This window comes from Sporosarcina sp. NCCP-2331 (assembly GCF_023707945.1).
Taxonomy (GTDB): domain Bacteria; phylum Bacillota; class Bacilli; order Bacillales_A; family Planococcaceae; genus Sporosarcina; species Sporosarcina cascadiensis.
In genome coordinates, this window is sequence record NZ_BRCD01000026.1 from 1 (window position 1) to 20,909 (window position 20,909).

Genomic DNA, 20,909 nt, shown 5'->3' on the forward strand with positions numbered 1-20,909 from the left:
ATACTTCGAAAAGTAATCACAGTACATGGCGACAGATGCTAAATCAAGCGCTGCAATTGGTAGTTTTTCCATGAGCGGAACAATTCGCTTATATTCCTTCTTTGCGTCTTTACTTAACCAGGAAGGAGGTGAGAGAGAAATTTTCTCAAATTCACGAAGAGTTTCTTCTTCTTTCTTTCGCTGTTCAATTTCTTCTTTTCCGATTTTCCCAGTAGAAGCACCGGATAATTTTCTTGGTCTAGCCATTCCCTCACCCCTTTCCTAATTTAGTAAAGTAGTTTCTGGCAAATTTCTTAAAGAAGACTCCCCGCCGGTTAATCGGGAGCCATACAGTAGGGCTAGAACGCACCGGGGGGACTCTTTCTATACTTCGATACGTCTTTGGCAGTCTTCTTGTTGTGGCACGCGTTACACAGGCTCTGTAGGTTGTCCAATTCTAAACGTTTTTCCCAGTCCACAAGAGTGGGAATGATATGATCTACCATCTCGGCAGTTTTGTGCTTACCTTTGTTTAAACAGTGCTGGCATAACCAGTCATCGCGCATCAACGCCACCTTACGAGTGTTGCGCCATGCTGTAGTCTGATAAAAGGCAGCGTACACTGGATTGCTTCTTTGCTTAGCCTTGTCATAGCTTTGGTTGACTGTCCGTATATGACGCTCGCAGTACGTGTCTGTAAACGGTATTAGCACACGACAGGACGGATGACGGCATTGACGCATAGGAGCCACTGGATCACCTCATAACAATAGCGCCTGACAATGATAGCCAGACGCCTTGTGGTTGCTCGTAAGCCTGAGCAGGCAGATGATGGATCACCGTTCCTTTCTCTGTATATCACAGTACATAGACACAGGAGCCTCACCACCTCTACATAATAAAAGCACCTGCCCGATTGGATAGATGCTAAGAGTATTGTTGTTTAAGATGATTCATCTTTGGTTCGAGAAGATTCATTTTGTTTTTGATTTTATTTTGAATTTTATTAATTGAAATAATATATTCGGATTCATTTATTTTTCCTTCAGCAAATTCTTTAGCTGTATTATTTTTAGATTCTCGCAGCTGATTGATTTCTTTCTGGAGTTTACGACATTCAGGATCTGTTACGAACGCAACATACTTTGTTTTACAATTCGGACAGACGAAGTATGATTCTTTGATTGTGATCTTATGTGTTTTGGTTTTCAGTTTGATAGCAAAATCTTCACTGCATGTATCACAACTGATCTGTTCATTCATGGTATCACTCCTTTACCATAGCTCCATTACCTTTCCGAACTGTTCCACCTCAGCATTCACCATTTCTAAATCCGAAGCAGCTAATACAGCATCAGCCATTGGTTCATCGTCATTAGCTTTAAACTTTTCCGGATAGATGGTAAACATTCCGACTTTGTCACCTTTCACACGAACATTAATTCCAATCGTTTTGGCTCCCTCAATGTCCGGTTGCTGTACGAAATCGTAAGTTTGATTAAGCACATGCTGGAAGGCCATGCCCTCATTGTCCGTCTTCATATCAATCATCAATGTAATGTGATCGTTTAAGTCACGAGCATCTGTAATATCTATGTTAGATGCATATTCATAAACGGATGTATTGATTTCTTTTTTAACTGGTTCCGGCTTTGGTTTACTTTCTATTGGTTTTTCCGCTTTTGGCTTTTCGACTACGACCGGTGCAGAAACTTCCTTTTTCGGTTCTTCCGTTACCGGTTTAACTTCTTCCTCTGGTTCCTCTTCAGGTTCTGGCTGCTCATCCTCAACAGCAACCTCTTCTGTTTTTTCGTTTACCGGATCAGATGTAGCAGTGAACGCGATGAGTGAAACTATCATGACTGCTGCAGATATCCCGGCAAACTTTATCTGCTTTATTCCTCGCGGTTTATTCTTTTTGATAAACTCTAGAATAGCTAGAATGATGAAAATTCCAATTGCCGCTGCTGATAATAAGAATATGATAAATAATAAGTTGTTCAATTTAATCCCCTCCTGCTACCAATTGTAACCAATACAGAAGGAAAAGAAAACTGTTCATAGTAAAATGAGCATAGAAAAGCCACACCCGAATGGATGTGACTAAAAGCGAGAAATTACTTTACTTCTTTAACGAATAATAACGTAGGGTACTCATCATACGTAGCCATATAGCTATCCGTGATTTCATATAACTTTCCATCTGAATGTATTTTACCGACCTTTAAGATTAATTCGAACATTTCAATGGAAATGTTGTGAGTAGATAGTATACAATCTTTTCCTTCTTCATTTTTACCTCTTAAATGCACAACTAACATCTTTTCCACCTCCCTCCGCACTAATCATAGTACAGATGGAAATGTATGTCACTAAGATATTACTAAACACACAGAAAACCACCCACACGTTGTACATAGGACACTATACTGCCGTGGCTATCGTGTGGGTGAAAGGATAAGAGGGAAATATAAAGAACCGGCTAACTGTCAGTTCTTTATACTCTTACTATAACGCGGATTTACAATAGTTTCATTCAATGGTTTTTGATTATAATTTAATGAAATCTGAATGAAAGATTTATTCTACTGCAGTAAAATCTTGTAGATATCCGACAACCTTCATGAGCATGGCATGCTTGTTGTAAATGGTTCCTTTGCTGTAGCCCAGATCATCCGCTATTTCATCAAATGTTTTTCCTTCGATGTAGCGACCATATAAAATTTGGTGGTCTACTAAATCAAATCTTTTTACCATTCGCTTGATATCGAATAGGTCATTCATTTTATGGGCTAACTCAAATTCCTTAGCTTCTATTCTTTCTTCCAGACTAGACGAAACAGAATCCTCGTGTAATATCCGGCCACCAAGATCCCCGCCGCTATACCTTCCTAATTCTCTTTTTTCACGCGTGATTTTGTTTTCCAACTTAATGATTTCAATTTCTATATTTCGATAATCTTTTAGCCAATCATACAACGCGCTCACCTACCCCGATTTACTAATTTGGTTATGGCTCACTGCAATAACGGTTCATCATCAGCTAACACTTCTTCAGATGTAATCTGGCCGTCTACAACTTCAACAGTGCCGTTCTTATCCAGATTATATTCAAGCCCCTCATGCTCGTCCTCATCATAAAACTCATCAATCGACATCTGACTTTCTTCTAAGTTCAGCTTCACGTTGCTGCCAGCCAAACGATAGAGCTGCACAATCTTCTCATTATTGTCGCCCTTCGCTTCAAACTTCAGAGCGGCCTTCTTGGAGTCCTTCTGAATGCTCTTAAATTCGGCAGTGAGCTTTTCCGTGCCTTCTACTTCCAGAATAGCAATTCCTCCGGCCATGCCAATCAATTCCGATTTATGCGGAATCTCATCACTTAAAATGTGAAACTCCAAAACTTCCTTCTTATCATCCTTCTGGATCTTCTTAAATAAAACGTGCAATTCGATTTTTTTCATCATTATTTCCTACCCTTCTTTTTGGTTTTTGGTGGTGTGATAATTGTTTCAATTACTTCTTTTTGGTATTGATAATTTACCGATTTATTTTTAATCGACTTACCAATCTGAGCCAAGACATATGCATCCACTACGTTATCGCTACTGTGAACAAATCCAAAATGTGCCTTAACTGAATCCATAACCGCGTTCTTCTTTTCTGCGCCTTGCAGCCTTTGTTTGTCGCCCGCTTCACCTTTCCATCCGGTTACATTAACAAACTTCTTCAACGCGTTTGGAGCGACTTCTATATACTTCATACTGCGCCTGGTTAATGCCATTCTTATACCCCAGCCGATACCACCAGACTGTATGGCTTGCTGAGATGCGAAACCGAAGCCCTCGATCACAATCAAGTCATCTTTTTCAACGTGTCTCATAACTTCGTCGATTAACGTAATCATGCGAACGGGATCCTTATCACCAATGCCCATTAATTCTTTGGCTCTCAAAGTTTGGCCATCTTCATCGAGTGCAACAAATCCTGTTTTAGTAGATGGGTCAATGCCTACGAATCTCATGTCGGATCTGACGCTTTCATAATGTTCATATACCACTTAATTTCTTGCCACAATTCAATATCTGAACCCGCGTTCTTTCCCATTTCGTAATATAATTTCTGTAACAAGTCATCCGCCTTTTGTAGTTTATGGACGGTTTTTGTGACTTCTTGAAAAAGTACTTCGTCAACACGTTCGCCGTGATTCTTGTAATCTGTAATCATGGCGATTAATCGATCAGTCATTTCATTCAGCCCTTTCCGTTGGAAGATCTGATTCTTTCACAAATACTCCATTGACCATCTTTCCTTTACGGTCTTTGATTTCGTTGTAAGCGATGCCTGCACACTCTTCGATTGAGGTTCCGAGTTGCATAGAAAGAATGGTCTGCACAACATGCACATCGCCAATTCCGTCCTTTGCAGCTTGCATATCTCCACGAGCTAGAGCAGCAGCAATCTCTCCTACTTCTTCTATGAGTTTAAGCATCTGTTTGAGTGGATCTGCCTCATCAAGTCCTCGCGTGATTGCCCAAACGCGAACGCGGTCAGTTGTATCTTGTAAGTTGGGCGCATTCATGATGGCGTGTGCTTCATCCAGCGCTTTTTGTTTATCTTCGTAAGTTAAATCTTTATAATTTGTCAATTTAGTTCCCCCTATTGAACTTCAAAATTTTTATATCTATTTTCATTTTTCCGAGACTTCGTTTTGTGATTAGCGCACATAATACACAGGTTATCTTTATGGCATACGCTACCTACTTGCGCCTGCTGCTCATCCCCGCATATTCTGCAATTGATAGTTTTTACGGCTACTTGGCGAGTGATGCCTTTTGCATTGGTTCGCTTCATTCAGATTCTCCTTTCACATAAAAACAGGTAACTTGCATAAACTAAGTTAACTGAATAAGGAGGTATTTTCTTATGATTCTTCTGCTGATCAGAATCTTTTTGCTGATTTATGAATTGATTGAACTCATAATCAATTAACGGCAATAAAAGATTTAATCAAAAGATCTGCCCACAAGCTGGGTAGGCTTGAAGAATCATAAGTAATAATATAAAATATCCCTTCGGCAGCTGATCTTCGAAATGTTCAACAAATCAATTGCACCTGACCATCTTTCTCAACACTGAAATCAGATGAATATTCTCCACTAATCAATAGCTCGAATATAGCTTCAAGTATTTGTACTACAATGCTGTTCCCGGCCTGATGGTAGAGTGTTCCATTTAGACAACCTTCTCTGGACGGATGTTCGAGAAGTGCTGCGTCAAAGTCCGAATCATCAAAGCCCATCAATCTCCAACATTCGCGTTCCGTTAAATATCTCCAACTGTCAGCATCCACACGAATTACTCCGCTGTTAGGGCAACGCATTTGTTTAGTGGTGATCGTATAAACGAAGTCTTTTACCTCGTCTAACATTCTCCCTCCATATGTTCCCGAAACAACTGGCTTGTCTGGCAATTTACGAATCATACTAGGTTGAGTGATGAGATATTTTTCATCTACTTCATTCTCAAGAAATGATTCGATCGGTTGCATTGGTCTTCTTTGCAACTTCGAAAAATCAAACGACTTGTCACCCAAAACTGAAACGGTGAATATCCTTTCTCGCGCCTGAGGTATGCCAAATTCTCTCGCATCGAGAATTTCATAAGAATTGGTGTACCCCAGTGCTTCCATATCGCGCATATAATGATTGAACGCGGAAACCATCTTCTTGGAGAGAGCGTTCTTCACGTTTTCCCAAATGACGAATTTCGGTTTCCATATTCCTAAACTCTCGATTATTTTGATAGTTTCAAAGAGTAAAGAACTCCTGGTGCCGTCACTTATATTGCCGCCGTATTGCTTTCCTGCTATTGAAAAATCTTGGCATGGCGAACCATGAACAAGAATATCTGGTTGCAAGCTGTAACCAACAACACTTTCAGGCTTGTATAGATTATCGAACATTGCGTTATATGTGCGGACTGCTTTTTCATTCCATTCGACATAATCAATTGTTTTATGAGATACACCAAGATTAATCAATGCCTTCCTCGGCGCTCCGATTCCGCCGAACAGTTCAAGAATCTTGATCAATACTCCACCCCCTTGTTACGCATAATTCTCGGAATGCGTATTAACTTTCTATGTCGCTTAAACATGATTCACATAGTTCAGCGACTTCATCTGCCCAGTATTCGCATTCTTCACCGCATTCATTGCATGTCTTCACAGGTATTCACTCCTTCGCATTATCCGTCAAATCTTCATCACTCTCTCCCGCGAAGAAACCCCATCAAATAAGCAAACAAGAATATCCCCGCAGCTGCAAAATAAAGACTAAGAATTTCATCCACCGTCAACAGCTCCATTATTTATCCAACTCCACAAACTGCTGTTTCCATCCACGGAACAGCAAACGGAATTCATTAATCCCGATATTTCGTCCCTTTGCAATAAACTGCTGAATCACTTTACCTTGCGGGTCCATATCGTTCTGATCGTGCCACAAGAATTCAACAACGTCTGCGTCCTGTTCGATGGAGCTGGATTCTTTTAAGTGGGCCAATGTCGGCTTTTTGAAATTCTCACTGTCACGCGTCATTTGAGAGAGCATCATGAAACAACAATCCATATCTCTAGCAATCTGTTTAGCTGCACCTGTCACATTACCGATAGCCTGGGCGCGCGTCTCATTGCTTTTTTGCGGGATATGCATAATTTGCAAGTAATCCACCGCAATCATTGCAAGCTCCCCGTATTGCCGTTTGAAGCGTCTGGCAGTGGCTCGTATTTCGTCAATAGACACACCACTAGAATCCTGGATATATAGCGGAAGACTCTCGAGCTGATTGTATGCCTCTTCAACAAATCCCAATTGTTTGGGCGTCAGGCTTTTATTTGTAATAGATGCGTAAGGGATCCCCGTCATATTCGAAATCATCCGGTCTTTCAGATCGTTATCATCCATTTCTTGTGACCAGATGAGTACCGGGCCGGATTGCGCTACTCCCATTACTCTCTGCAGCAGCATAGCCGTTTTACCGACAGACGGGCGGCCAGCACTTACAAATAGCCAGCCTCTCCATAACCCGTGCGCCCATCCGTCAAATTTCGGAAATTTCGTTTCCATGTAGTCAATGTTCTGCGAGCGTAGATGTTCAAAGTATGCGCGTCTGGTTTCTGCAAAGTTCTGCATTTTTCCATTGTCTTCAGGCCGCATATCAGAAATCAGTGATTCCACTTTTGCGAAATACTGTTCATCGCTGTCGAAGTCTTCATGAATCAGTTCTTTTATTTGGTCAGCTACTACCATGCCTCGCCGTCTGATTGCTTTGGAACGGACCATATTTGCATAGTGTACGATATTGGACGTGCTTGGTACGCCTGCAGCAAGCTGTGTAATATAGCTGATGCTCAAATCATTCGTTCGGTTGTGCTGGATATACATTTCAGCGACCGTTGTCACATCAATAGGTTTACTGCGCTGATCAAGCCATTTAATCACACGAAAGATCTGCTGATGACGAGCGTCGAGAAAATCACGATCTTCGATAAAATGGATTTCGTCTAATACATTCGGATCTAAGAAGATGGCACCTAATACAGATTGTTCCGCGTCTGACGTTTCATCGACTCCAATCAAATTCATCCGGATTGCCTCCATTCTGAATATGTTGCTGGAAGGCTATTTCTTTATCGCGCGGATCATACACATTCTTCGGTTGCTGCGGCTGCTTTTCTGCATTCATTTTGATTGCCAGGTCCATAAATTTCTCACGTAGCTTTTTAGCGGATAAAACATTGGTACGCCAGAAAGAATCCTCAGTAACCCAATCCATAACTTTTTTCGCCAGTTGCTTGTCCACCATATCGATCTCGACAAGTTTTCTCATATCGTCTGCCCAAGTCTGCATATTCGACTTTTTAATTAGATGGGCTATGCCAGCATCATTTGCAACTCTTGAGACACGTTCGTGAAAGTAGATTGCCATTTTGAAATAGGTGTTGTCCTCGTCATATTTTTTGGATTGACGAGTATCTTTAATTCTTTCTTTAGTTCTTTCTTTCTTGGTACTCGGATTAGAGTACACTTCTGTACCCTGATTAGAGTACACCTCTGTACTCGGATTAGGGTATACCCTATTTAGAGTACCCCTCTCCCATTCTGTGTGATTCTTATTAAACCCCAATTTTCGACTCCCTCCTTTTCCAACCCCAACGACAACAATTATTCTTTTATCAATCAATGCATTTAGTTCGCGTGTCACCTGACTGCGCGAGGCACTAATTGCTTCTACCAGAAAAGATAATGACATTTCATGACCTTTCCTCTGGAATCCGTACGTATAACGCCAAATTGCCATGACGAGCCGAAATTGTGTGCCGTTGAGGTTTAACTTCATAACTTCTCCAAGGATCTCATTGGCAATCCGCGTATAACCTTCTTCTATTTGTGGATTTGCCATAATCACTCACCCTGTTCAAGTTCTTAATTGGCTGTCAATGTATTTAGTGATTTCCTTTGCGAAGTTCTCAATATCCTGCCGTTCGCTAACGTCGCGGTACGGAACGTTCATCCAGTGATTAATACGGTTGGCAACATCATTAGTCAAAACATGCAACTTTCCCGCTTCAAGCTTACTTTTTAGGGCGGTATTCTCTTTCTGCAATTTCACGATAGCCTGAAGAATCATAGTGTAATCATTTATGTGTACTTGCACATGCATTCAAACAACCTCCAATTCGTAGTGCTTGCCGGCTGTCAATCCTTTTTTCAGCAGCTCGCGCTTCACGGTCATTTCAGCCAGGGCTGGCATGTTGTTTTTATTGCTTAAATGGACCAGATAAATTTGTTCGCCACTGCCCCGCACAAGTTTGGACAGCGCTTCTGCAGTCTGCTGGTTGCTTAAATGTCCGATGTGAGAAATAATTCGGGCCTTGACGCTGTTTGGATAAGCGGACGCTTCGACCATTCGCGGTTCGTGATTGGATTCGATGATGTAGATGTCACTGTCGGCCATTGCCAGCAGCATGGCAGGATCTATGTGCCCTGTGTCCAAGCAGACACTGATTTTTTCTTCTTGGCCCTGAATTGTGTAACCGACTGGATCAAATGAGTCATGATGTGTCCTGAAAGCGGTGAGTAAAAACGGACCGTGACCAAAACAATAGTCTTCGCTTATGCCATTTCTGTGTTCTTCATCAATCCCTTTAATACTTTGCCATTCCTTAGCGCCAGCAAATACAGGAATGCCGTATTTATTGGCGATCGGCAGACCCTTGACATGATCGCCATGAGCATGAGTAACAAAAATAGCTTCGACTTGATCCGGCCTGATATTGACATTCATCAACGCTTTTTCAATCTTCGTTTTCGCAATTCCAGCATCAATTAAAATCGTTTTATTCCCAGCTGTTATTGCAATGCAGTTGCCTGTGGATCCGCTTGCTAGAATGTTAATCTTCATACGTTTTTCAACATCCTTGCACCTAGACTTGCGGAAGTTGCGACAAGATAAGCGATAATCTCCGCTGTTTCTTGCGCTTCTTTTTTTGTTGCAGTTTTGCCGATTCGTCCTTTTAGTTGATCGGCCGCTGCTGATATGCTGCCGATTAAGCCCTGTTCAAAACTATAAGTGAAGTTTTTTTCTTTATTCAATTTTGCGGAATAGAAAATGAAATCCATCGCTTCTTTCTCTGGTGCGGGTTGTGGCTCTAACATCTGTACGAAATTAGCAACCTCTTTTCCTATCTCGTAGACTTCCACGCAATCCCGATCTGCGCCCATTCGTAGCGCTAGCAATCCGGGATAGTCTGCATCTTGATATGTTTCCCAATTCTTATTTTCAGAAAAACCGATTGCCGCAGAAGCCGCAAAATTCAAATGCTCTTTTTTAATCTGAATCATGATTATTCCACCTTTATAAAAGTGTAGCTGCGCTATTCAAGCCGCAGCCCGATTACTATCACAGCATCTGGTCATCTTCCTGCGTCTGCTGCACTTCTGCCATTTCAATATTCATATCAAGCAGCTGAATCAAACCAAGCATTTCCGACTCTGTTGCAGTCTTAGGATTGATGTCTGGAGCATTCAATTGCAGCCAGTCACCAGCCTCTTTATTGCTATTGATTCCAAGCTGTTTAAATTTCGCATTAATTTCATCACGCAAATGATCACTTTCTGTTTTTGGATCTGGTTGCGGTTGGTCAATTACTTCTTGTTTGGGAGTGATATCTTTTGGTTGGCGATTTTCAGGAGCAGCGCCATCTTGATTTTGTGAGATTGTAATGTCGTCAAATTCCAAGCCATATTGACGTTTAAGCGCCCGCTGCTGAACATGCTTGCCAAACATATCGCTTGTCCACTTTTTCCAGTTATCCTTGTTTTGCCCGGTGAACATGTGATCCACCTCATTAATGTCCATGATCACTGTTACTGGACGATGGCCGTCACGATAAGCGATTGAGTAAGCACCAATGATCTTGCCACGTGGGAATCCGATTTCGTGAAGTTCTACTTCCATATCCTTTGTTTCTTTATTCATAGCAATTTTGAACTCATCGTTTTCATGGACCATCTGCGTATCAGGCGGCTGGAAACCTTCTTTTTCGCGTGCTTTTGTCAAGTACGCTTCTGCAGCAAATTGGATACGCGCCGTGCTCCCGTACTTAATAAAAAAGACTTCATTTTTAAACGGATCGAGACCGTATGACGCCGCTTTATGAGCGAAAAGTAAGAACTCCGATTCTGTCGCGTTTGGCGCAAACGAATTACGAATTACGTCCAATACTTGCGGCTGGAATGCTTCTTGAATTTCTGGAGTTAATGATTGATGAGTAGATAATTGATTTTGCTGCATTTAAAATACACCCTTTCCGAATTCATTCAATCCGAATTTTATTTGTTGCTTCATTTCGCGGTAGGCTTTTGAGTAAAGTTGATCAATATCCTGACCAGGTTCAACAGTAATTCGAGCGCCAGCATCTACTTTCAAACTTTCGAAGTTTCCGAGATTCTTTGTATACGTGAAACCTACTTGAATTTCTTTAATTTCCATACTCAATCCACGCCTTTCAAGTAATCAATGACTGAGTCAAATTCCTGCCGTTCGGTGCCAACTTCAATTCCGTCACGCAACTTTTCCAGCTTGCTGATTGCGTCATCCTTTTTGCGCTCGCCTTCATATGACTGGATAATGAGCTTGTGGCCATCCATGAAAAACTCCATTGCTTGCCCTTCTTCCCACTCCTGCGTTCTGCGGACTTCTTTCGGGATTACTATTCTTCCGAGGTTATCGATTTTACGAATGATTCCTAGTGCTTTCATTTCAATTCAGCTCCCTTAATTTGCAGTCTTTTTGTCTAACGCGAATAACTTTTGTTTCATCAATTCCACACTGAATTACATTTAACACGGGTTCTATTTCAGGATGAATTGTTGGCTGGGAATCCCACTTCAATGGTGTATCTATCCATGTGTTAGAGCGCAATGCGCTGACCACTTTATGAAGAAACATTTCATTTGGAGCGCCATATCGATGCATTTCAATTTCTACATAATCTCCAAAGTCAATAGTGTTGGCACGACCATATCCGGTGAATTCACTCATTAATAGAAACCTCCAATTTTGCGCCAGCAATAACCCGACTAATAATCAACTGCCCATTTGGAGGATCAAACTTCGTAATAGATTCCGCATTATCGATGAAGCAAGGGACGATAATTTCGCTTTGCTCTGACAGTACGTCACGCAATTCAAGACCTGCACGAATAGATTCAGATAAAGAAAGTTTCTTATAGTCCTTGCCGTCCATCTGAATCTCAAATGTCGGTTTCATTTCTCCAGTGGATTTCACCGTTTCGAATAATTTGATAGACAGGTTTTTGAACAAGCCTTGTACTTTCTCCGCCTGCAGCTCTGCCTCTTTTGCATGAAAAGCTTTAATTGCATCTATAATAAAGATGGATTCATTGAGCGATTCTTTCGTTTCTTTTTCGGATGTCTGAGCCTTTTCAATGTCTGCCTCCAGGTATTCAAGTTGCCTGTGTCTATCAATCTGCCGTTCAATCTCTACAATTTTTGATTGCAAAGTTTGCAGACTTTCTCTTAGTTCAGACGGAACATCCACTGAAGGTAGATCGGCCAGTTCTTCTCGCAACTCTTTTCGCTTCTGGATAAGCGGGTTAACACTGTCAGCAATAGATTTCAATTGGGCGTCTTTCGATTGTTCTGCTGTCGATTTAGCTTCATCTGTCAGCTCTTGACCGCATGAATGGCAGTTCGTGTCTATTTCTCTTTGCTTTAAATTGGTGTGATTTAAACGACCGTTATCAATTTGTTTGGTTAAACCGTCAATTTGGCTTTGCAACACGCGGATCCTTCCGTTAGCATCACCAGCAGCATCAGTAAGTTTCTCTTTTTCGTCACGTTCTTTGATCAGCTGCGCAACTTCCACTTGTAAGGACTCATGCGGAATCATGGAACCGTATTGTTGTAATTGTTCCTGCAATGTTTTGGTCCGGCTTTGCGCGGCAATATATGCCTTTTCTTTTTTATTTTTATTATCGCGATGGATCTTATCTAAGTCAGAAAGCGAATGTTTCTTGACCAAAACAGCCAACTTCTCCGCTTGTGGTTTCGGCAGCTGGTCAAACACTTCTTTATTTGCCGGTGGGATCGTATAGCTTAAAAGCATTTCCCGTTGTTTTTCCCAGTGAAGCGTGAAGAAGTGCGCTGGATTATACAGTGATAGAAACAAATCTTTCGGAAGCATTTCGTTAATGACTTCGTTGAATTCAGTAGCCTTTGACGGCACATCATTCAAAATAAATTTATTGCGCGTGCCGTTGACTTCTCTGCCGAACGTCAATAGTTCTTCGTCTTTCAGCATCGTCAGATAGACACCGATAGAGTCAGCTTCATACGTCACTGGTGTCGGATCCAATTTGCTACCCACTGCATCCGTGCCGTATAATAGCCATGTAACAGCTTCGGTGATGGAGCTTTTACCTTTTGCATTGTCACCAGTGATCTCCGTGCGCTCGCCAAAGTTTACGGATAGGTCCTGGTGACTTTTAAAATTCTTCAATTGAAGATCTTTGAGTTTGATTTTCATGTCATATTTCCTCCTGGTTTGAAAGTTTTTCTGTTTCTGTTGCAGACCATTCATGATGGCAGTCTTGGCACATTCCTGGATAACCAGAGGGACTACCTAGAAACTCACCGCATCGATCGCAACAGCTGCCGTCTAATATCATTTCTGCGTATTCACCCATTTGATTCACCTCCCTTCAATACCTAAATGCATAAGCAATAAAATAATTACCGCGCTTGTCCCGAGCAGGCACGCCGTCTTTCCCTACCCGTCCAGCAGGCTCCACATAATTGTGATACTCGCACACGTGGCAAGTGACATAGTCGGTACCGAGCGGAATGTAGTGATTGCCTTTATTACCGCACTCACAGGTGTAACGGCATTTGTACCGTTTGCGGCCATATAAATCTACTTTGATACCTGTAATAAAGTAGGCCGGCTTTCCATCAATTAGTTGTTCTTGCTGCAACATTTACCTCTCTCCTTTAAATGCTGGTCTCATTTTTACTGTTACTGGATAGCCGTATTTTTCGGCAATCTCTTCGCGCTCCATGTCGTGATTTATACGGCAATGAGCTTTTGTGATAATTTGCGCCATATGCCCGCACTCTGGATACGGACAACGCAGCGAGCTTATACCGGGGCCGTGCCAAGAGTTAGATCGTTTGCCCCCTTCTACGTTCATAATGTCTCCACCTGAATCTGTCGGACAATATACTCGTGGTGCTCCGGCATACTGGCTCGCAGCTCGATCACGTCCCCAACCGCTATCCACGTTTCGAAGTTGACGCCGAAAATGGACTGGTGTAGTCGAATGCCGATGTCCTTATCAGCTTGCACGTCATATTCGACAAACTCCGTAAGAAATGTATCCAGTTGAAGCAAGACCACACTTTGAGCACCTACACTGATTTGTATGATGCCGTGGTATAATTCCGTCTTGGAATCATCCCGGATTGCTGAAAGTTGATTGGCTAACGTAGCCACTTCATTCAAGCTGATCATGAGACCGCCTCTCTTTCTTCCTGGATAGTTTCATAGAACTGATTGATTACAGGATGATTCTTGATAGCATTCTGCCCATATAACAGCTCGATATCCTCCAACATGATGTCCAGGCGCATCCGCTTGATGTGGTCCCGTGTTTTGTGCTGCAGGATGTTTTTCAGGCGGTACGTCAGAATGTGAATTTGTTCTACTGTTACATTTGGTAGTGTTTTTGTTGTCATTGTGCTTCCTTCCTTTCATTTAAAATTTCAATATCGCCCGGAAGATTAGTGATCCGGTGTGGATCGCTCACGTCTTTACCGGCGTACCTCTTCATGAAGTCGTTCAACTCCATAGTAGAAACTTTCATTCTTCCCAACTTCAATCCGACAAGTCTGCCGGAACGAATTAAATCGTATACGGTGTTTTTGTTGCACTTTAAACGCCTTGCTACTTCTGAGACGTCCAGTAACTCATGCATTAAAGGTTCCCCCCTTCATAATTTGTTCTTTTTAATCAAAGTTGATAAAAAGACTAACTTGTAAACTTAAAGTTTACCAGTGATTATTCTTTTAGGCCGGGATACGAATTGTATCAATTTCCACTTCGTAAAGCTTCGCCAGTGCATAAATGACGAGTTCTTTTGGTTCAACTATTCCGCCTTCCCACTTGATTACTGTTGAACGAGATACGCCTAGACGATCAGCTACATCTTGCTGCGTCATTCCGGCATTCACCCGTAATGCTTCAAGCGATAGTTTCATATTCTTCACCTACCTTTGTCGAACTCTGTATATATCATAATAAACTTAAAGTATATTGTCAATACTTAAAGTTTATTATTTGAACAAAAAGTATTCCCTTTTCAAAACTAATAGTTTACAATAGATGTAGAAAGGTGGTGAGATAATGAAATCACAAAGAGAAATTTTAGCTGATAACCTTGAAAGTTTAATACAAAGTAGAGGAATTGACCAAAAGATTTTAGCTGAAAAAATTGGAGTAAGTGAAATGACTGCATCTAACTGGGTTCGCGGTATCAAGTATCCGCGCATTGATAAAATTCAAGCATTAGCAGAATTCTTTAATGTAAAACATTCAGATTTGGTGACAGATCAAACCTTAATTTCGGAAGGTAAACCATCAAATTTAATTGAGGTAGCCCCTCCGACAGTCCGGATCCCTGTTCTCGGCAAGATCGCATGTGGTGATCCGATACTCGCGGAAGAAAACATTAAGGGTTATCGATACGAATCACCTGACATGCTACCATCCGGCACTACCTTCTATCTGGAAGCGACAGGTGACAGTATGGAACCAACCATACCAAATGGATCGCATGTACTGATCAGAGAACAGCCAGAGGTGGAATACGGAGAGATAGCAGCAGTACTAATGAACGGCAACGAAGATGCTACTCTGAAACGCGTACGCAAGCAAGGTGACACGGTCATACTCATGCCTGACAATCCAGCACATGATCCGTACATAATTACGGAGGACAACCCAGCCCGGATTATTGGTAAAGCTATACGATTCACACAAGATCTTTAATCACTAGCGCTAGTAATTAAAAAGACAGAGCAGACTCATTCGTTTGCTCTTTTCTTATAGGTGTTTTTATATCCAGAAAGGAGAAGATTGAAATGCGCGGAGGATTGCGAAAACGGGGAAAGAACTGGTATTACTATTTTGATTTGGGGATGGTGGATGGAAAACGGCAGCGAGTGGAGCGCGTGGTGGGGCCAGATAAGAAAGAAGCTGAGCGTGCGCTACGGAAGGCTATTACTGAATACGAAAACAGTGGTATGCATTTTGAACCGTCTACAATGACCATGGCCGACTTCCTGGACTACTGGTTCAATGAATATGCAGAAGTGAACTTGAAGCATAACACGCAAATGAACTATGAAAGTGCCATCAGGCTACAGATCAAACCTGCGCTAGGGAAGTATCGGCTGCGCTCTCTAACACCTGCTATCTTGCAGCAATTTGTGAATGACTTATACAGAGAAGGTTATGCGAAGAAGTCCTTAAGTATCTTTGCCAGTGTCGTCAACAACGCCCTGCGTCACGCTGTGCATCCATGGGGCTTTATTAAAGAGAATCCCATGCAATATGTCATCATGCCGTCATACGACCAAAGGAAGTCTACTGAGAAGGATTTGAAGATATTACCGATGGAAAGCTTAAAAAAGATCCAGGAATATCTGAGTGAAGATCATCCGCTTTATATCCCTTTCCAGATTGGACTGCATGCAGGTTTGCGTGTCAGCGAAGTGTGTGGCCTAGAATGGAAGCATGTGGATTTAGCGCGCGGCACTTTGACAGTCGAGCAGGCGATGATAAAGGTAGGTACGGAGTGGACACTAGGCACGACCAAGACAGCTTCTTCTGAGCGTCAAATACCCCTCGGCCAGACTATCGTACAGATATTAAAAAAACACCGTACTTGGATTAAGAAAAATAAACTCAAGTACGGTGCTCATTATACGGAATCAGATCACGTATGCGTGAAAGAATGTGGTAGCATCATCACGCCTTCTGTTATTAAATATAATACACGAAAACTGAAAGAAAAAATAAATATTGAATTTAATTTTCACAGCTTACGTCATACACATGCAACTATGCTGATGGAGAATGGCGCAAAGGTGAAAGACATCCAAGCGCGTCTTGGTCATAGCAGATCTGCAATAACCATCGACACCTATTCACACTTAACGCAGAAGATGCAAGATGAAACAATCGATATATTTGAGCAGGCCATGCGTAATCTGAAATGATCAGCCGCCTGCTCTCTGTTGCCATCATGAAATCTCGCTACGGTGGCACCACGGTGGCAAAACACTTATTTGCATATCATAAATAAAATATAAACCGCATACCTACGCTACTTAGTCTTCATCCATCTTCAGAACGGCCATGAACGCCTCTTGTGGCACTTCTACCGATCCGACTTGCTTCATTTTCTTCTTACCTTCCTTTTGCTTTTCAAGAAGTTTTCGTTTACGGGATATATCTCCCCCGTAACATTTAGCAAGAACGTTCTTGCCCATTGATTTAATCGTCGAACGGGCTACAATTTTCTGTCCTATCGCCGCTTGAACCGGCACTTCAAACTGTTGTCTCGGAATAAGAGATTTCAACTTCTCGACGATCGCTTTTCCGCGCTCGTAGCTGAAATCATTATGGACAATGAAGCTCAGTGCATCGACATTTTCACCGTTTAGCAAGATATCCATTTTTACAAGTTTCGAACGTTTATAGCCGATCAGCTCGTAGTCAAGAGATGCATAGCCCTTTGTGCCGGACTTCAGCTGGTCGAAGAAATCGTACACAATTTCCGCGAGCGGCAGTTCATAAATAACGTTTACACGCGTACTGTCCATATAATCCATGGTAATGAAATCACCGCGTTTGTGCTGGCATAACTCCATAACAGCCCCTACGTAATCGTTCGGCACCATGATAGATGCTTTGACGTAAGGTTCTTCAACGTAATCAACTTTTTGTGCAGTCGGCATCATAGACGGATTATCGACGTTTATGGACGTACCGTCTGTTAAATTCACTTTATAAATAACACTTGGTGCTGTTGTGATCAAGTCAATCTTAAATTCACGCTCGATCCGCTCCTGGATGATCTCCATATGCAGCAGGCCGAGGAAACCGCAGCGATAGCCGAAACCAAGCGCCTGGGATGTTTCTGCTTCATATTCTAAAGCGGAGTCATTCAGTTCTAGTTTTTCCAGTGCTTCACGCAAATCATTGTATTTAGATGTGTCAATCGGATAGAGCCCGCAGAACACCATCGGATTCATGCGGCGGTAACCCGGCAAAGGCTCACTTGCAGAGTTCTCTACTGTGGTCACAGTATCACCGACACGCGTGTCACCGACGTTTTTAATAGACGCAGATAAGAAACCGACGTCTCCTACCGTCAATTCATCACGCATGGATATGGTCGGGGTAAAGACACCCGTTTCGAGAACTTCGAATTCTTTTCCTGTTGCCATCATACGAATTTTGTCGCCGGGCTTTACTCTGCCTTCGACAATTCGGATGTTCACAATAACCCCTTTATATTGATCATAATGCGAGTCGAAAATCAGCGCTTTCAAAGGAGCATCAGGGTCTCCCTCGGGAGCCGGTACTTTTTCTACAATTTGTTCCAGGATTTCATCGATGCCGATACCGGCTTTGGCAGATGCCAGAACCGCTTCTGAAGCATCAAGCCCGATGACATCTTCCACCTCTTGTCTTACCTTTTCAGGATCAGCGGCAGGAAGATCAATTTTATTGATTACCGGCAGGATCTCCAAATCATTATCCAGTGCCAGATAAACGTTGGCCAGTGTTTGTGCTTCAATTCCCTGGGCTGCATCAACGACCAGAATGGCGCCTTCACAAGCAGCCAGACTTCTGGAAACTTCATACGTAAAGTCGACGTGACCCGGTGTATCAATTAAATGAAATGTATAATCTTCACCATTTTTAGCGGTGTATGTTAATTGGACAGCATTCAGTTTAATCGTAATGCCGCGTTCACGTTCCAAGTCCATGGAATCCAATGTCTGTGATTTCATATTACGCTTGCTGACGGTTTCTGTTTTTTCTAAAATACGATCAGCTAACGTCGATTTCCCATGATCGATATGGGCGATGATAGAAAAATTCCGTATGTTCTTCTGACGTGCTGCTCTCTGCTCTTGATTCATCCCTGTTCACTCCTACGTTTACGAACCTATTTAGACTAATTGAATTATAGCAGTGAACCTTGCAGACTTCAATATTTGAGAGGTTATTGCACAGTTAATAAGGCAGAAACAGATTCTCCGATGACTGAAATGGTATGGTTTAGTTCAGTTTCCGTATTCCCGACGCCGCCAAGCTCAATCAGAATCATGCTGGTATCGAGGTCCTGATTGTATTTACCGTCAACTCCACGTCCGCCTTTAATAATGATTTCCCTCGTTAATCCAGGCACACGCTGTTCCATTTGATCTTTTAATTGTTTTGCTTTGCTTAAATTCTTTTCAAAGAAAGGATGATCTTTGCCTACCACAAAACCGACTTTGGCATAGCGCTCGTTCGCATGAGTGATTGTCGACCTTGACGGTCCCAATGAATCCCGGTGCAGATCGATCACGAGATCATACGGCTGCTGCTCTACCTTTTCCTTGACATACGGACGAATGGCTGCGTAAGACCGGTGATAAGGAATTTTTTCCTTCTGCATAATTTTGACGATATCAAGATCCAGCTGCTCAGCTGTCACACCATTAACGTTCAGATTGTCCTTCAGTTTACTGCCGACCTTCATAATATTTTCTGAATGGTGGGACGCAGCTATTTTTCCATTAGCCGCTTTCGTAATCGGTTCATACGCTTCATGGGAATGCGTCGAATAAATCAGCACATTCCCTTCCACTTTCGGCTCGATATCTTCTTCCAGAATATTTGATGCATAGACAATCATGCTTGGTTCCTTCAATGAGAAAGCAGGTGGAATTGTCGGTTCTTTAGGCAGGAACTGCAGAACGACAGGGAAGATGAATAGCAGGAATATGACGCTCATCCAGATTTGCAAAGTTTTTTTCATGATGCTCCCTCCTCTATCTTCCACTGTATGCAGAAGAAAAAAGGACCATGACTGAATTATTCTTTGACTTTTCTAATCCAATTTAATAAAGAACTGGAAAGGGAGGTTGCATACTGCGCGACCCACGAATCAATTTCTTTTGGTGAAATGAAAGTTGATAATTCTTGCTGTGTCAGGACTTCTTCAAATAGCTGAATCCGTTCTTCATGCGACCACGAGGACCAGTCGCCAAAAATCGGAGCCAATGAAGTACGGTCCGCGTCATTCGTCGACCGCTGGGCAAAACGCGGAGTCGCCAGTTTAGATGACGGCATGCCCTCCTCCTCTATTTTCGCGGCGATATAGCCGAACATCGTATCGATCGCGTCCGCTACAAGCACCGGCCCGTCCACGACGGTCGGCACACCAATCGCAATCACAGGAATTCCAAGGCTGTTTTCGGACAACTCCTTCCTGCTGTTTCCGACGCCCGAGCCGGGATGGATACCCGTGTCTGTCAGCTGTACGGTTCTGCACAGCCGAGAACTGCTTCTGGCAGCCAGTGCATCGACGACAATCAAGACATCGGGTTTTGCTTCTTCTACGATGGCCTTAACGAATGATGCTGTCTCCAGACCGGTCTGAATTGTCACGCCGGGTGCATAAACCAAGATTCCACTGTCATCCTCTTCGTAATAATCCGGAATAACTTCTTTCACAAATCCCATTGTCACAGGACCTACAGCATCCGGCGTGATATCCGGGTTGCCAAGTCCGATAAAAAGGATTTTATCAAAATTGCCGTCCAGTTTTTCTTTCAGCAAATTATCCATTTTTTCAACGACTGTATCACAAAGCTTTTTTAATTCATCGATTTCATGAACAGCGAGAGTCGGGATAGTCAGCGTAATGTATGTACCTTTCGCTTTTCCAATCTCTTCCTCGCCTTCTGCTGTTACTTTCACAGTTGTCGCTTTTATTCGGCCAATCGTCTGTTCTTCTACAGATATACCTGACATCTTTTTCAGTTTTTTCTCTTCATTTGCTCCTTGATGCCTGACAAATTCATCACTTTCATCAATTAAATCTGTCCGATAATAATTAATTTCCGTCATGATAATCACCTCTTATATAAAGCTTGTGCAAATCAGCGGTGATTATTCTGAAAAAGATTGCTGTAAAGCTGATATACTTTACCTTTTTTTCTTGCATTCTTTCATGAGCTTTGTTAAAATTATGCTTGTTGTAAAGAGATGTCCGGAT

Annotated in this window: 32 protein-coding genes and 1 pseudogene; 2 read left to right on the top strand and 31 right to left on the bottom strand. The window is 42.3% G+C overall.

Annotation, left to right across the window (positions count from 1 at the left end; translation table 11 throughout):
• From NCCP2331_RS14135 to NCCP2331_RS14270, 28 genes and pseudogenes are all read right to left on the bottom strand, one after another.
• A pseudogene (locus NCCP2331_RS14135) lies at positions 1-246 on the bottom strand (phage terminase small subunit P27 family); the annotation flags it as partial.
• A 92-nt stretch (positions 247-338) separates the two neighbouring features.
• Positions 339-722, bottom strand: a complete 384-nt coding sequence (locus NCCP2331_RS18460; protein ID WP_309296378.1) for an HNH endonuclease — start codon at positions 720-722, stop codon at positions 339-341.
• A 184-nt stretch (positions 723-906) separates the two neighbouring features.
• On the bottom strand, positions 907-1,242 hold the full coding sequence (locus NCCP2331_RS14145) for a hypothetical protein (RefSeq protein ID WP_251671478.1): 336 nt from the start codon (positions 1,240-1,242) through the stop codon (positions 907-909).
• 12 nt (positions 1,243-1,254) lie between these two features.
• Positions 1,255-1,983: a hypothetical protein gene (locus NCCP2331_RS14150; RefSeq protein ID WP_251671480.1), complete on the bottom strand. Its 729-nt coding sequence runs from the start codon at positions 1,981-1,983 to the stop codon at positions 1,255-1,257.
• A gap of 113 nt (positions 1,984-2,096) precedes the next feature.
• Positions 2,097-2,291: a hypothetical protein gene (locus tag NCCP2331_RS14155; protein WP_251671482.1), complete on the bottom strand. Its 195-nt coding sequence runs from the start codon at positions 2,289-2,291 to the stop codon at positions 2,097-2,099.
• Positions 2,292-2,559: 268 nt separating this feature from the next.
• Positions 2,560-2,958, bottom strand: coding sequence for an RNA polymerase sigma factor (locus tag NCCP2331_RS14160; RefSeq protein WP_251671485.1), 399 nt, complete (start codon positions 2,956-2,958; stop codon positions 2,560-2,562).
• A gap of 38 nt (positions 2,959-2,996) precedes the next feature.
• Positions 2,997-3,446, bottom strand: coding sequence for a hypothetical protein (locus tag NCCP2331_RS14165; protein ID WP_309296377.1), 450 nt, complete (start codon positions 3,444-3,446; stop codon positions 2,997-2,999).
• Positions 3,446-4,003, bottom strand: coding sequence for a RuvC family protein (locus NCCP2331_RS14170; RefSeq protein ID WP_251671487.1), 558 nt, complete (start codon positions 4,001-4,003; stop codon positions 3,446-3,448). Before NCCP2331_RS14170 ends, NCCP2331_RS14165 begins: the two co-directional genes overlap by 1 nt.
• Complete coding sequence (locus NCCP2331_RS14175; protein ID WP_251671489.1) at positions 4,000-4,227, bottom strand: hypothetical protein; 228 nt, start codon at positions 4,225-4,227, stop codon at positions 4,000-4,002. The genes NCCP2331_RS14170 and NCCP2331_RS14175 overlap by 4 nt, the downstream gene beginning before the upstream one ends.
• A gap of 1 nt (position 4,228) precedes the next feature.
• Positions 4,229-4,627, bottom strand: a complete 399-nt coding sequence (locus NCCP2331_RS14180) for a MazG-like family protein (protein WP_483882478.1) — start codon at positions 4,625-4,627, stop codon at positions 4,229-4,231.
• Between the two features lie 11 nt (positions 4,628-4,638).
• Positions 4,639-4,833: a hypothetical protein gene (locus NCCP2331_RS14185; protein ID WP_251671492.1), complete on the bottom strand. Its 195-nt coding sequence runs from the start codon at positions 4,831-4,833 to the stop codon at positions 4,639-4,641.
• Positions 4,834-5,077: 244 nt separating this feature from the next.
• Positions 5,078-6,073 carry a DNA cytosine methyltransferase gene (locus NCCP2331_RS14190; RefSeq protein ID WP_251671496.1) on the bottom strand — a complete coding sequence of 332 codons (996 nt, stop codon included), beginning with the start codon at positions 6,071-6,073 and terminating at the stop codon, positions 5,078-5,080.
• Positions 6,074-6,347: 274 nt separating this feature from the next.
• The gene (locus NCCP2331_RS14195; RefSeq protein WP_251671497.1) at positions 6,348-7,628 is read right to left on the bottom strand and encodes a replicative DNA helicase; all 1,281 of its coding nucleotides are present in this window, start codon (positions 7,626-7,628) and stop codon (positions 6,348-6,350) included.
• A complete protein-coding gene (locus NCCP2331_RS14200) occupies positions 7,606-8,445 on the bottom strand; it encodes a replication protein (RefSeq protein WP_251671500.1) in 840 nt (279 codons plus the stop codon). Before NCCP2331_RS14200 ends, NCCP2331_RS14195 begins: the two co-directional genes overlap by 23 nt.
• A gap of 15 nt (positions 8,446-8,460) precedes the next feature.
• Positions 8,461-8,706, bottom strand: a complete 246-nt coding sequence (locus NCCP2331_RS14205) for a hypothetical protein (RefSeq protein ID WP_251671502.1) — start codon at positions 8,704-8,706, stop codon at positions 8,461-8,463.
• Positions 8,707-9,447 carry an MBL fold metallo-hydrolase gene (locus NCCP2331_RS14210; RefSeq protein WP_251671505.1) on the bottom strand — a complete coding sequence of 247 codons (741 nt, stop codon included), beginning with the start codon at positions 9,445-9,447 and terminating at the stop codon, positions 8,707-8,709.
• Positions 9,444-9,887 (bottom strand): hypothetical protein, encoded by a 444-nt coding sequence (locus NCCP2331_RS14215; RefSeq protein WP_251671508.1) that lies wholly within the window; start codon positions 9,885-9,887, stop codon positions 9,444-9,446. Before NCCP2331_RS14215 ends, NCCP2331_RS14210 begins: the two co-directional genes overlap by 4 nt.
• 58 nt (positions 9,888-9,945) lie before the next feature.
• Positions 9,946-10,839, bottom strand: a complete 894-nt coding sequence (locus NCCP2331_RS14220) for a RecT family recombinase (protein ID WP_251671510.1) — start codon at positions 10,837-10,839, stop codon at positions 9,946-9,948.
• Positions 10,840-11,037 (bottom strand): hypothetical protein, encoded by a 198-nt coding sequence (locus NCCP2331_RS14225; RefSeq protein ID WP_251671514.1) that lies wholly within the window; start codon positions 11,035-11,037, stop codon positions 10,840-10,842.
• Positions 11,038-11,039: 2 nt separating this feature from the next.
• Positions 11,040-11,306, bottom strand: coding sequence for an AbrB/MazE/SpoVT family DNA-binding domain-containing protein (locus NCCP2331_RS14230; protein WP_251671517.1), 267 nt, complete (start codon positions 11,304-11,306; stop codon positions 11,040-11,042).
• 1 nt (position 11,307) lies between these two features.
• Entirely contained in the window at positions 11,308-11,589 is a 282-nt protein-coding gene (locus tag NCCP2331_RS14235; protein ID WP_251671518.1) for a hypothetical protein, read from the bottom strand.
• Positions 11,582-13,096, bottom strand: coding sequence for an AAA family ATPase (locus tag NCCP2331_RS14240; RefSeq protein WP_251671521.1), 1,515 nt, complete (start codon positions 13,094-13,096; stop codon positions 11,582-11,584). Before NCCP2331_RS14240 ends, NCCP2331_RS14235 begins: the two co-directional genes overlap by 8 nt.
• Positions 13,097-13,271: 175 nt before the next feature.
• Complete coding sequence (locus tag NCCP2331_RS14245) at positions 13,272-13,547, bottom strand: hypothetical protein (RefSeq protein ID WP_251671523.1); 276 nt, start codon at positions 13,545-13,547, stop codon at positions 13,272-13,274.
• The gene (locus NCCP2331_RS14250) at positions 13,548-13,760 is read right to left on the bottom strand and encodes a hypothetical protein (protein WP_251671525.1); all 213 of its coding nucleotides are present in this window, start codon (positions 13,758-13,760) and stop codon (positions 13,548-13,550) included.
• Entirely contained in the window at positions 13,757-14,080 is a 324-nt protein-coding gene (locus NCCP2331_RS14255) for a hypothetical protein (protein ID WP_251671527.1), read from the bottom strand. Before NCCP2331_RS14255 ends, NCCP2331_RS14250 begins: the two co-directional genes overlap by 4 nt.
• On the bottom strand, positions 14,077-14,304 hold the full coding sequence (locus NCCP2331_RS14260) for a hypothetical protein (RefSeq protein ID WP_251671529.1): 228 nt from the start codon (positions 14,302-14,304) through the stop codon (positions 14,077-14,079). Before NCCP2331_RS14260 ends, NCCP2331_RS14255 begins: the two co-directional genes overlap by 4 nt.
• Entirely contained in the window at positions 14,301-14,543 is a 243-nt protein-coding gene (locus tag NCCP2331_RS14265; protein ID WP_251671530.1) for a helix-turn-helix domain-containing protein, read from the bottom strand. Before NCCP2331_RS14265 ends, NCCP2331_RS14260 begins: the two co-directional genes overlap by 4 nt.
• A 91-nt stretch (positions 14,544-14,634) precedes the next feature.
• Positions 14,635-14,826 carry a helix-turn-helix transcriptional regulator gene (locus tag NCCP2331_RS14270; protein WP_251671532.1) on the bottom strand — a complete coding sequence of 64 codons (192 nt, stop codon included), beginning with the start codon at positions 14,824-14,826 and terminating at the stop codon, positions 14,635-14,637.
• A 145-nt stretch (positions 14,827-14,971) separates the two neighbouring features.
• Between NCCP2331_RS14270 and NCCP2331_RS14275 the strand changes: the two genes are divergently transcribed.
• Positions 14,972-15,616: a LexA family protein gene (locus NCCP2331_RS14275; RefSeq protein ID WP_251671534.1), complete on the top strand. Its 645-nt coding sequence runs from the start codon at positions 14,972-14,974 to the stop codon at positions 15,614-15,616.
• 92 nt (positions 15,617-15,708) lie between these two features.
• On the top strand, positions 15,709-16,848 hold the full coding sequence (locus NCCP2331_RS14280; protein WP_251671536.1) for a tyrosine-type recombinase/integrase: 1,140 nt from the start codon (positions 15,709-15,711) through the stop codon (positions 16,846-16,848).
• 111 nt (positions 16,849-16,959) lie between these two features.
• Here the strand turns inward: NCCP2331_RS14280 and lepA are convergent, their stop codons facing one another.
• The 3 genes from lepA to gpr form a co-directional block, all read right to left on the bottom strand.
• On the bottom strand, positions 16,960-18,783 hold the full coding sequence (gene lepA / locus NCCP2331_RS14285; RefSeq protein ID WP_153722288.1) for a translation elongation factor 4: 1,824 nt from the start codon (positions 18,781-18,783) through the stop codon (positions 16,960-16,962).
• Between the two features lie 83 nt (positions 18,784-18,866).
• Positions 18,867-19,667 (bottom strand): stage II sporulation protein P, encoded by an 801-nt coding sequence (gene spoIIP, locus NCCP2331_RS14290; RefSeq protein ID WP_251671538.1) that lies wholly within the window; start codon positions 19,665-19,667, stop codon positions 18,867-18,869.
• 56 nt (positions 19,668-19,723) lie between these two features.
• Positions 19,724-20,761 carry a GPR endopeptidase gene (gpr, locus tag NCCP2331_RS14295; RefSeq protein ID WP_251671540.1) on the bottom strand — a complete coding sequence of 346 codons (1,038 nt, stop codon included), beginning with the start codon at positions 20,759-20,761 and terminating at the stop codon, positions 19,724-19,726.
• Between the last annotated feature and the right edge of the window lie 148 nt (positions 20,762-20,909).

What these genes read in the sequence shown, in the direction of transcription:
- NCCP2331_RS14255 (WP_251671527.1), bottom strand. Translation starts at nt 14,080, where the DNA reads ATGATCAGCTTGAATGAAGTGGCTACGTTAGCCAATCAACTTTCAGCA.
- NCCP2331_RS14205 (WP_251671502.1), bottom strand. Translation starts at nt 8,706, where the DNA reads ATGCATGTGCAAGTACACATAAATGATTACACTATGATTCTTCAGGCT.
- NCCP2331_RS14210 (WP_251671505.1), bottom strand. Translation starts at nt 9,447, where the DNA reads ATGAAGATTAACATTCTAGCAAGCGGATCCACAGGCAACTGCATTGCA.
- NCCP2331_RS14260 (WP_251671529.1), bottom strand. Translation starts at nt 14,304, where the DNA reads ATGACAACAAAAACACTACCAAATGTAACAGTAGAACAAATTCACATT.
- NCCP2331_RS14220 (WP_251671510.1), bottom strand. Translation starts at nt 10,839, where the DNA reads ATGCAGCAAAATCAATTATCTACTCATCAATCATTAACTCCAGAAATT.
- NCCP2331_RS14175 (WP_251671489.1), bottom strand. Translation starts at nt 4,227, where the DNA reads ATGACTGATCGATTAATCGCCATGATTACAGATTACAAGAATCACGGC.
- lepA (WP_153722288.1), bottom strand. Translation starts at nt 18,783, where the DNA reads ATGAATCAAGAGCAGAGAGCAGCACGTCAGAAGAACATACGGAATTTT.
- NCCP2331_RS14145 (WP_251671478.1), bottom strand. Translation starts at nt 1,242, where the DNA reads ATGAATGAACAGATCAGTTGTGATACATGCAGTGAAGATTTTGCTATC.
- NCCP2331_RS18460 (WP_309296378.1), bottom strand. Translation starts at nt 722, where the DNA reads ATGCGTCAATGCCGTCATCCGTCCTGTCGTGTGCTAATACCGTTTACA.
- NCCP2331_RS14165 (WP_309296377.1), bottom strand. Translation starts at nt 3,446, where the DNA reads ATGATGAAAAAAATCGAATTGCACGTTTTATTTAAGAAGATCCAGAAG.
- gpr (WP_251671540.1), bottom strand. Translation starts at nt 20,761, where the DNA reads ATGACGGAAATTAATTATTATCGGACAGATTTAATTGATGAAAGTGAT.
- spoIIP (WP_251671538.1), bottom strand. Translation starts at nt 19,667, where the DNA reads ATGAAAAAAACTTTGCAAATCTGGATGAGCGTCATATTCCTGCTATTC.
- NCCP2331_RS14250 (WP_251671525.1), bottom strand. Translation starts at nt 13,760, where the DNA reads ATGAACGTAGAAGGGGGCAAACGATCTAACTCTTGGCACGGCCCCGGT.
- NCCP2331_RS14170 (WP_251671487.1), bottom strand. Translation starts at nt 4,003, where the DNA reads ATGAGATTCGTAGGCATTGACCCATCTACTAAAACAGGATTTGTTGCA.
- NCCP2331_RS14275 (WP_251671534.1), top strand. Translation starts at nt 14,972, where the DNA reads ATGAAATCACAAAGAGAAATTTTAGCTGATAACCTTGAAAGTTTAATA.
- NCCP2331_RS14245 (WP_251671523.1), bottom strand. Translation starts at nt 13,547, where the DNA reads ATGTTGCAGCAAGAACAACTAATTGATGGAAAGCCGGCCTACTTTATT.
- NCCP2331_RS14200 (WP_251671500.1), bottom strand. Translation starts at nt 8,445, where the DNA reads ATGGCAAATCCACAAATAGAAGAAGGTTATACGCGGATTGCCAATGAG.
- NCCP2331_RS14215 (WP_251671508.1), bottom strand. Translation starts at nt 9,887, where the DNA reads ATGATTCAGATTAAAAAAGAGCATTTGAATTTTGCGGCTTCTGCGGCA.
- NCCP2331_RS14240 (WP_251671521.1), bottom strand. Translation starts at nt 13,096, where the DNA reads ATGAAAATCAAACTCAAAGATCTTCAATTGAAGAATTTTAAAAGTCAC.
- NCCP2331_RS14185 (WP_251671492.1), bottom strand. Translation starts at nt 4,833, where the DNA reads ATGAAGCGAACCAATGCAAAAGGCATCACTCGCCAAGTAGCCGTAAAA.
- NCCP2331_RS14235 (WP_251671518.1), bottom strand. Translation starts at nt 11,589, where the DNA reads ATGAGTGAATTCACCGGATATGGTCGTGCCAACACTATTGACTTTGGA.
- NCCP2331_RS14280 (WP_251671536.1), top strand. Translation starts at nt 15,709, where the DNA reads ATGCGCGGAGGATTGCGAAAACGGGGAAAGAACTGGTATTACTATTTT.
- NCCP2331_RS14265 (WP_251671530.1), bottom strand. Translation starts at nt 14,543, where the DNA reads ATGCATGAGTTACTGGACGTCTCAGAAGTAGCAAGGCGTTTAAAGTGC.
- NCCP2331_RS14230 (WP_251671517.1), bottom strand. Translation starts at nt 11,306, where the DNA reads ATGAAAGCACTAGGAATCATTCGTAAAATCGATAACCTCGGAAGAATA.
- NCCP2331_RS14195 (WP_251671497.1), bottom strand. Translation starts at nt 7,628, where the DNA reads ATGAATTTGATTGGAGTCGATGAAACGTCAGACGCGGAACAATCTGTA.
- NCCP2331_RS14270 (WP_251671532.1), bottom strand. Translation starts at nt 14,826, where the DNA reads ATGAAACTATCGCTTGAAGCATTACGGGTGAATGCCGGAATGACGCAG.
- NCCP2331_RS14225 (WP_251671514.1), bottom strand. Translation starts at nt 11,037, where the DNA reads ATGGAAATTAAAGAAATTCAAGTAGGTTTCACGTATACAAAGAATCTC.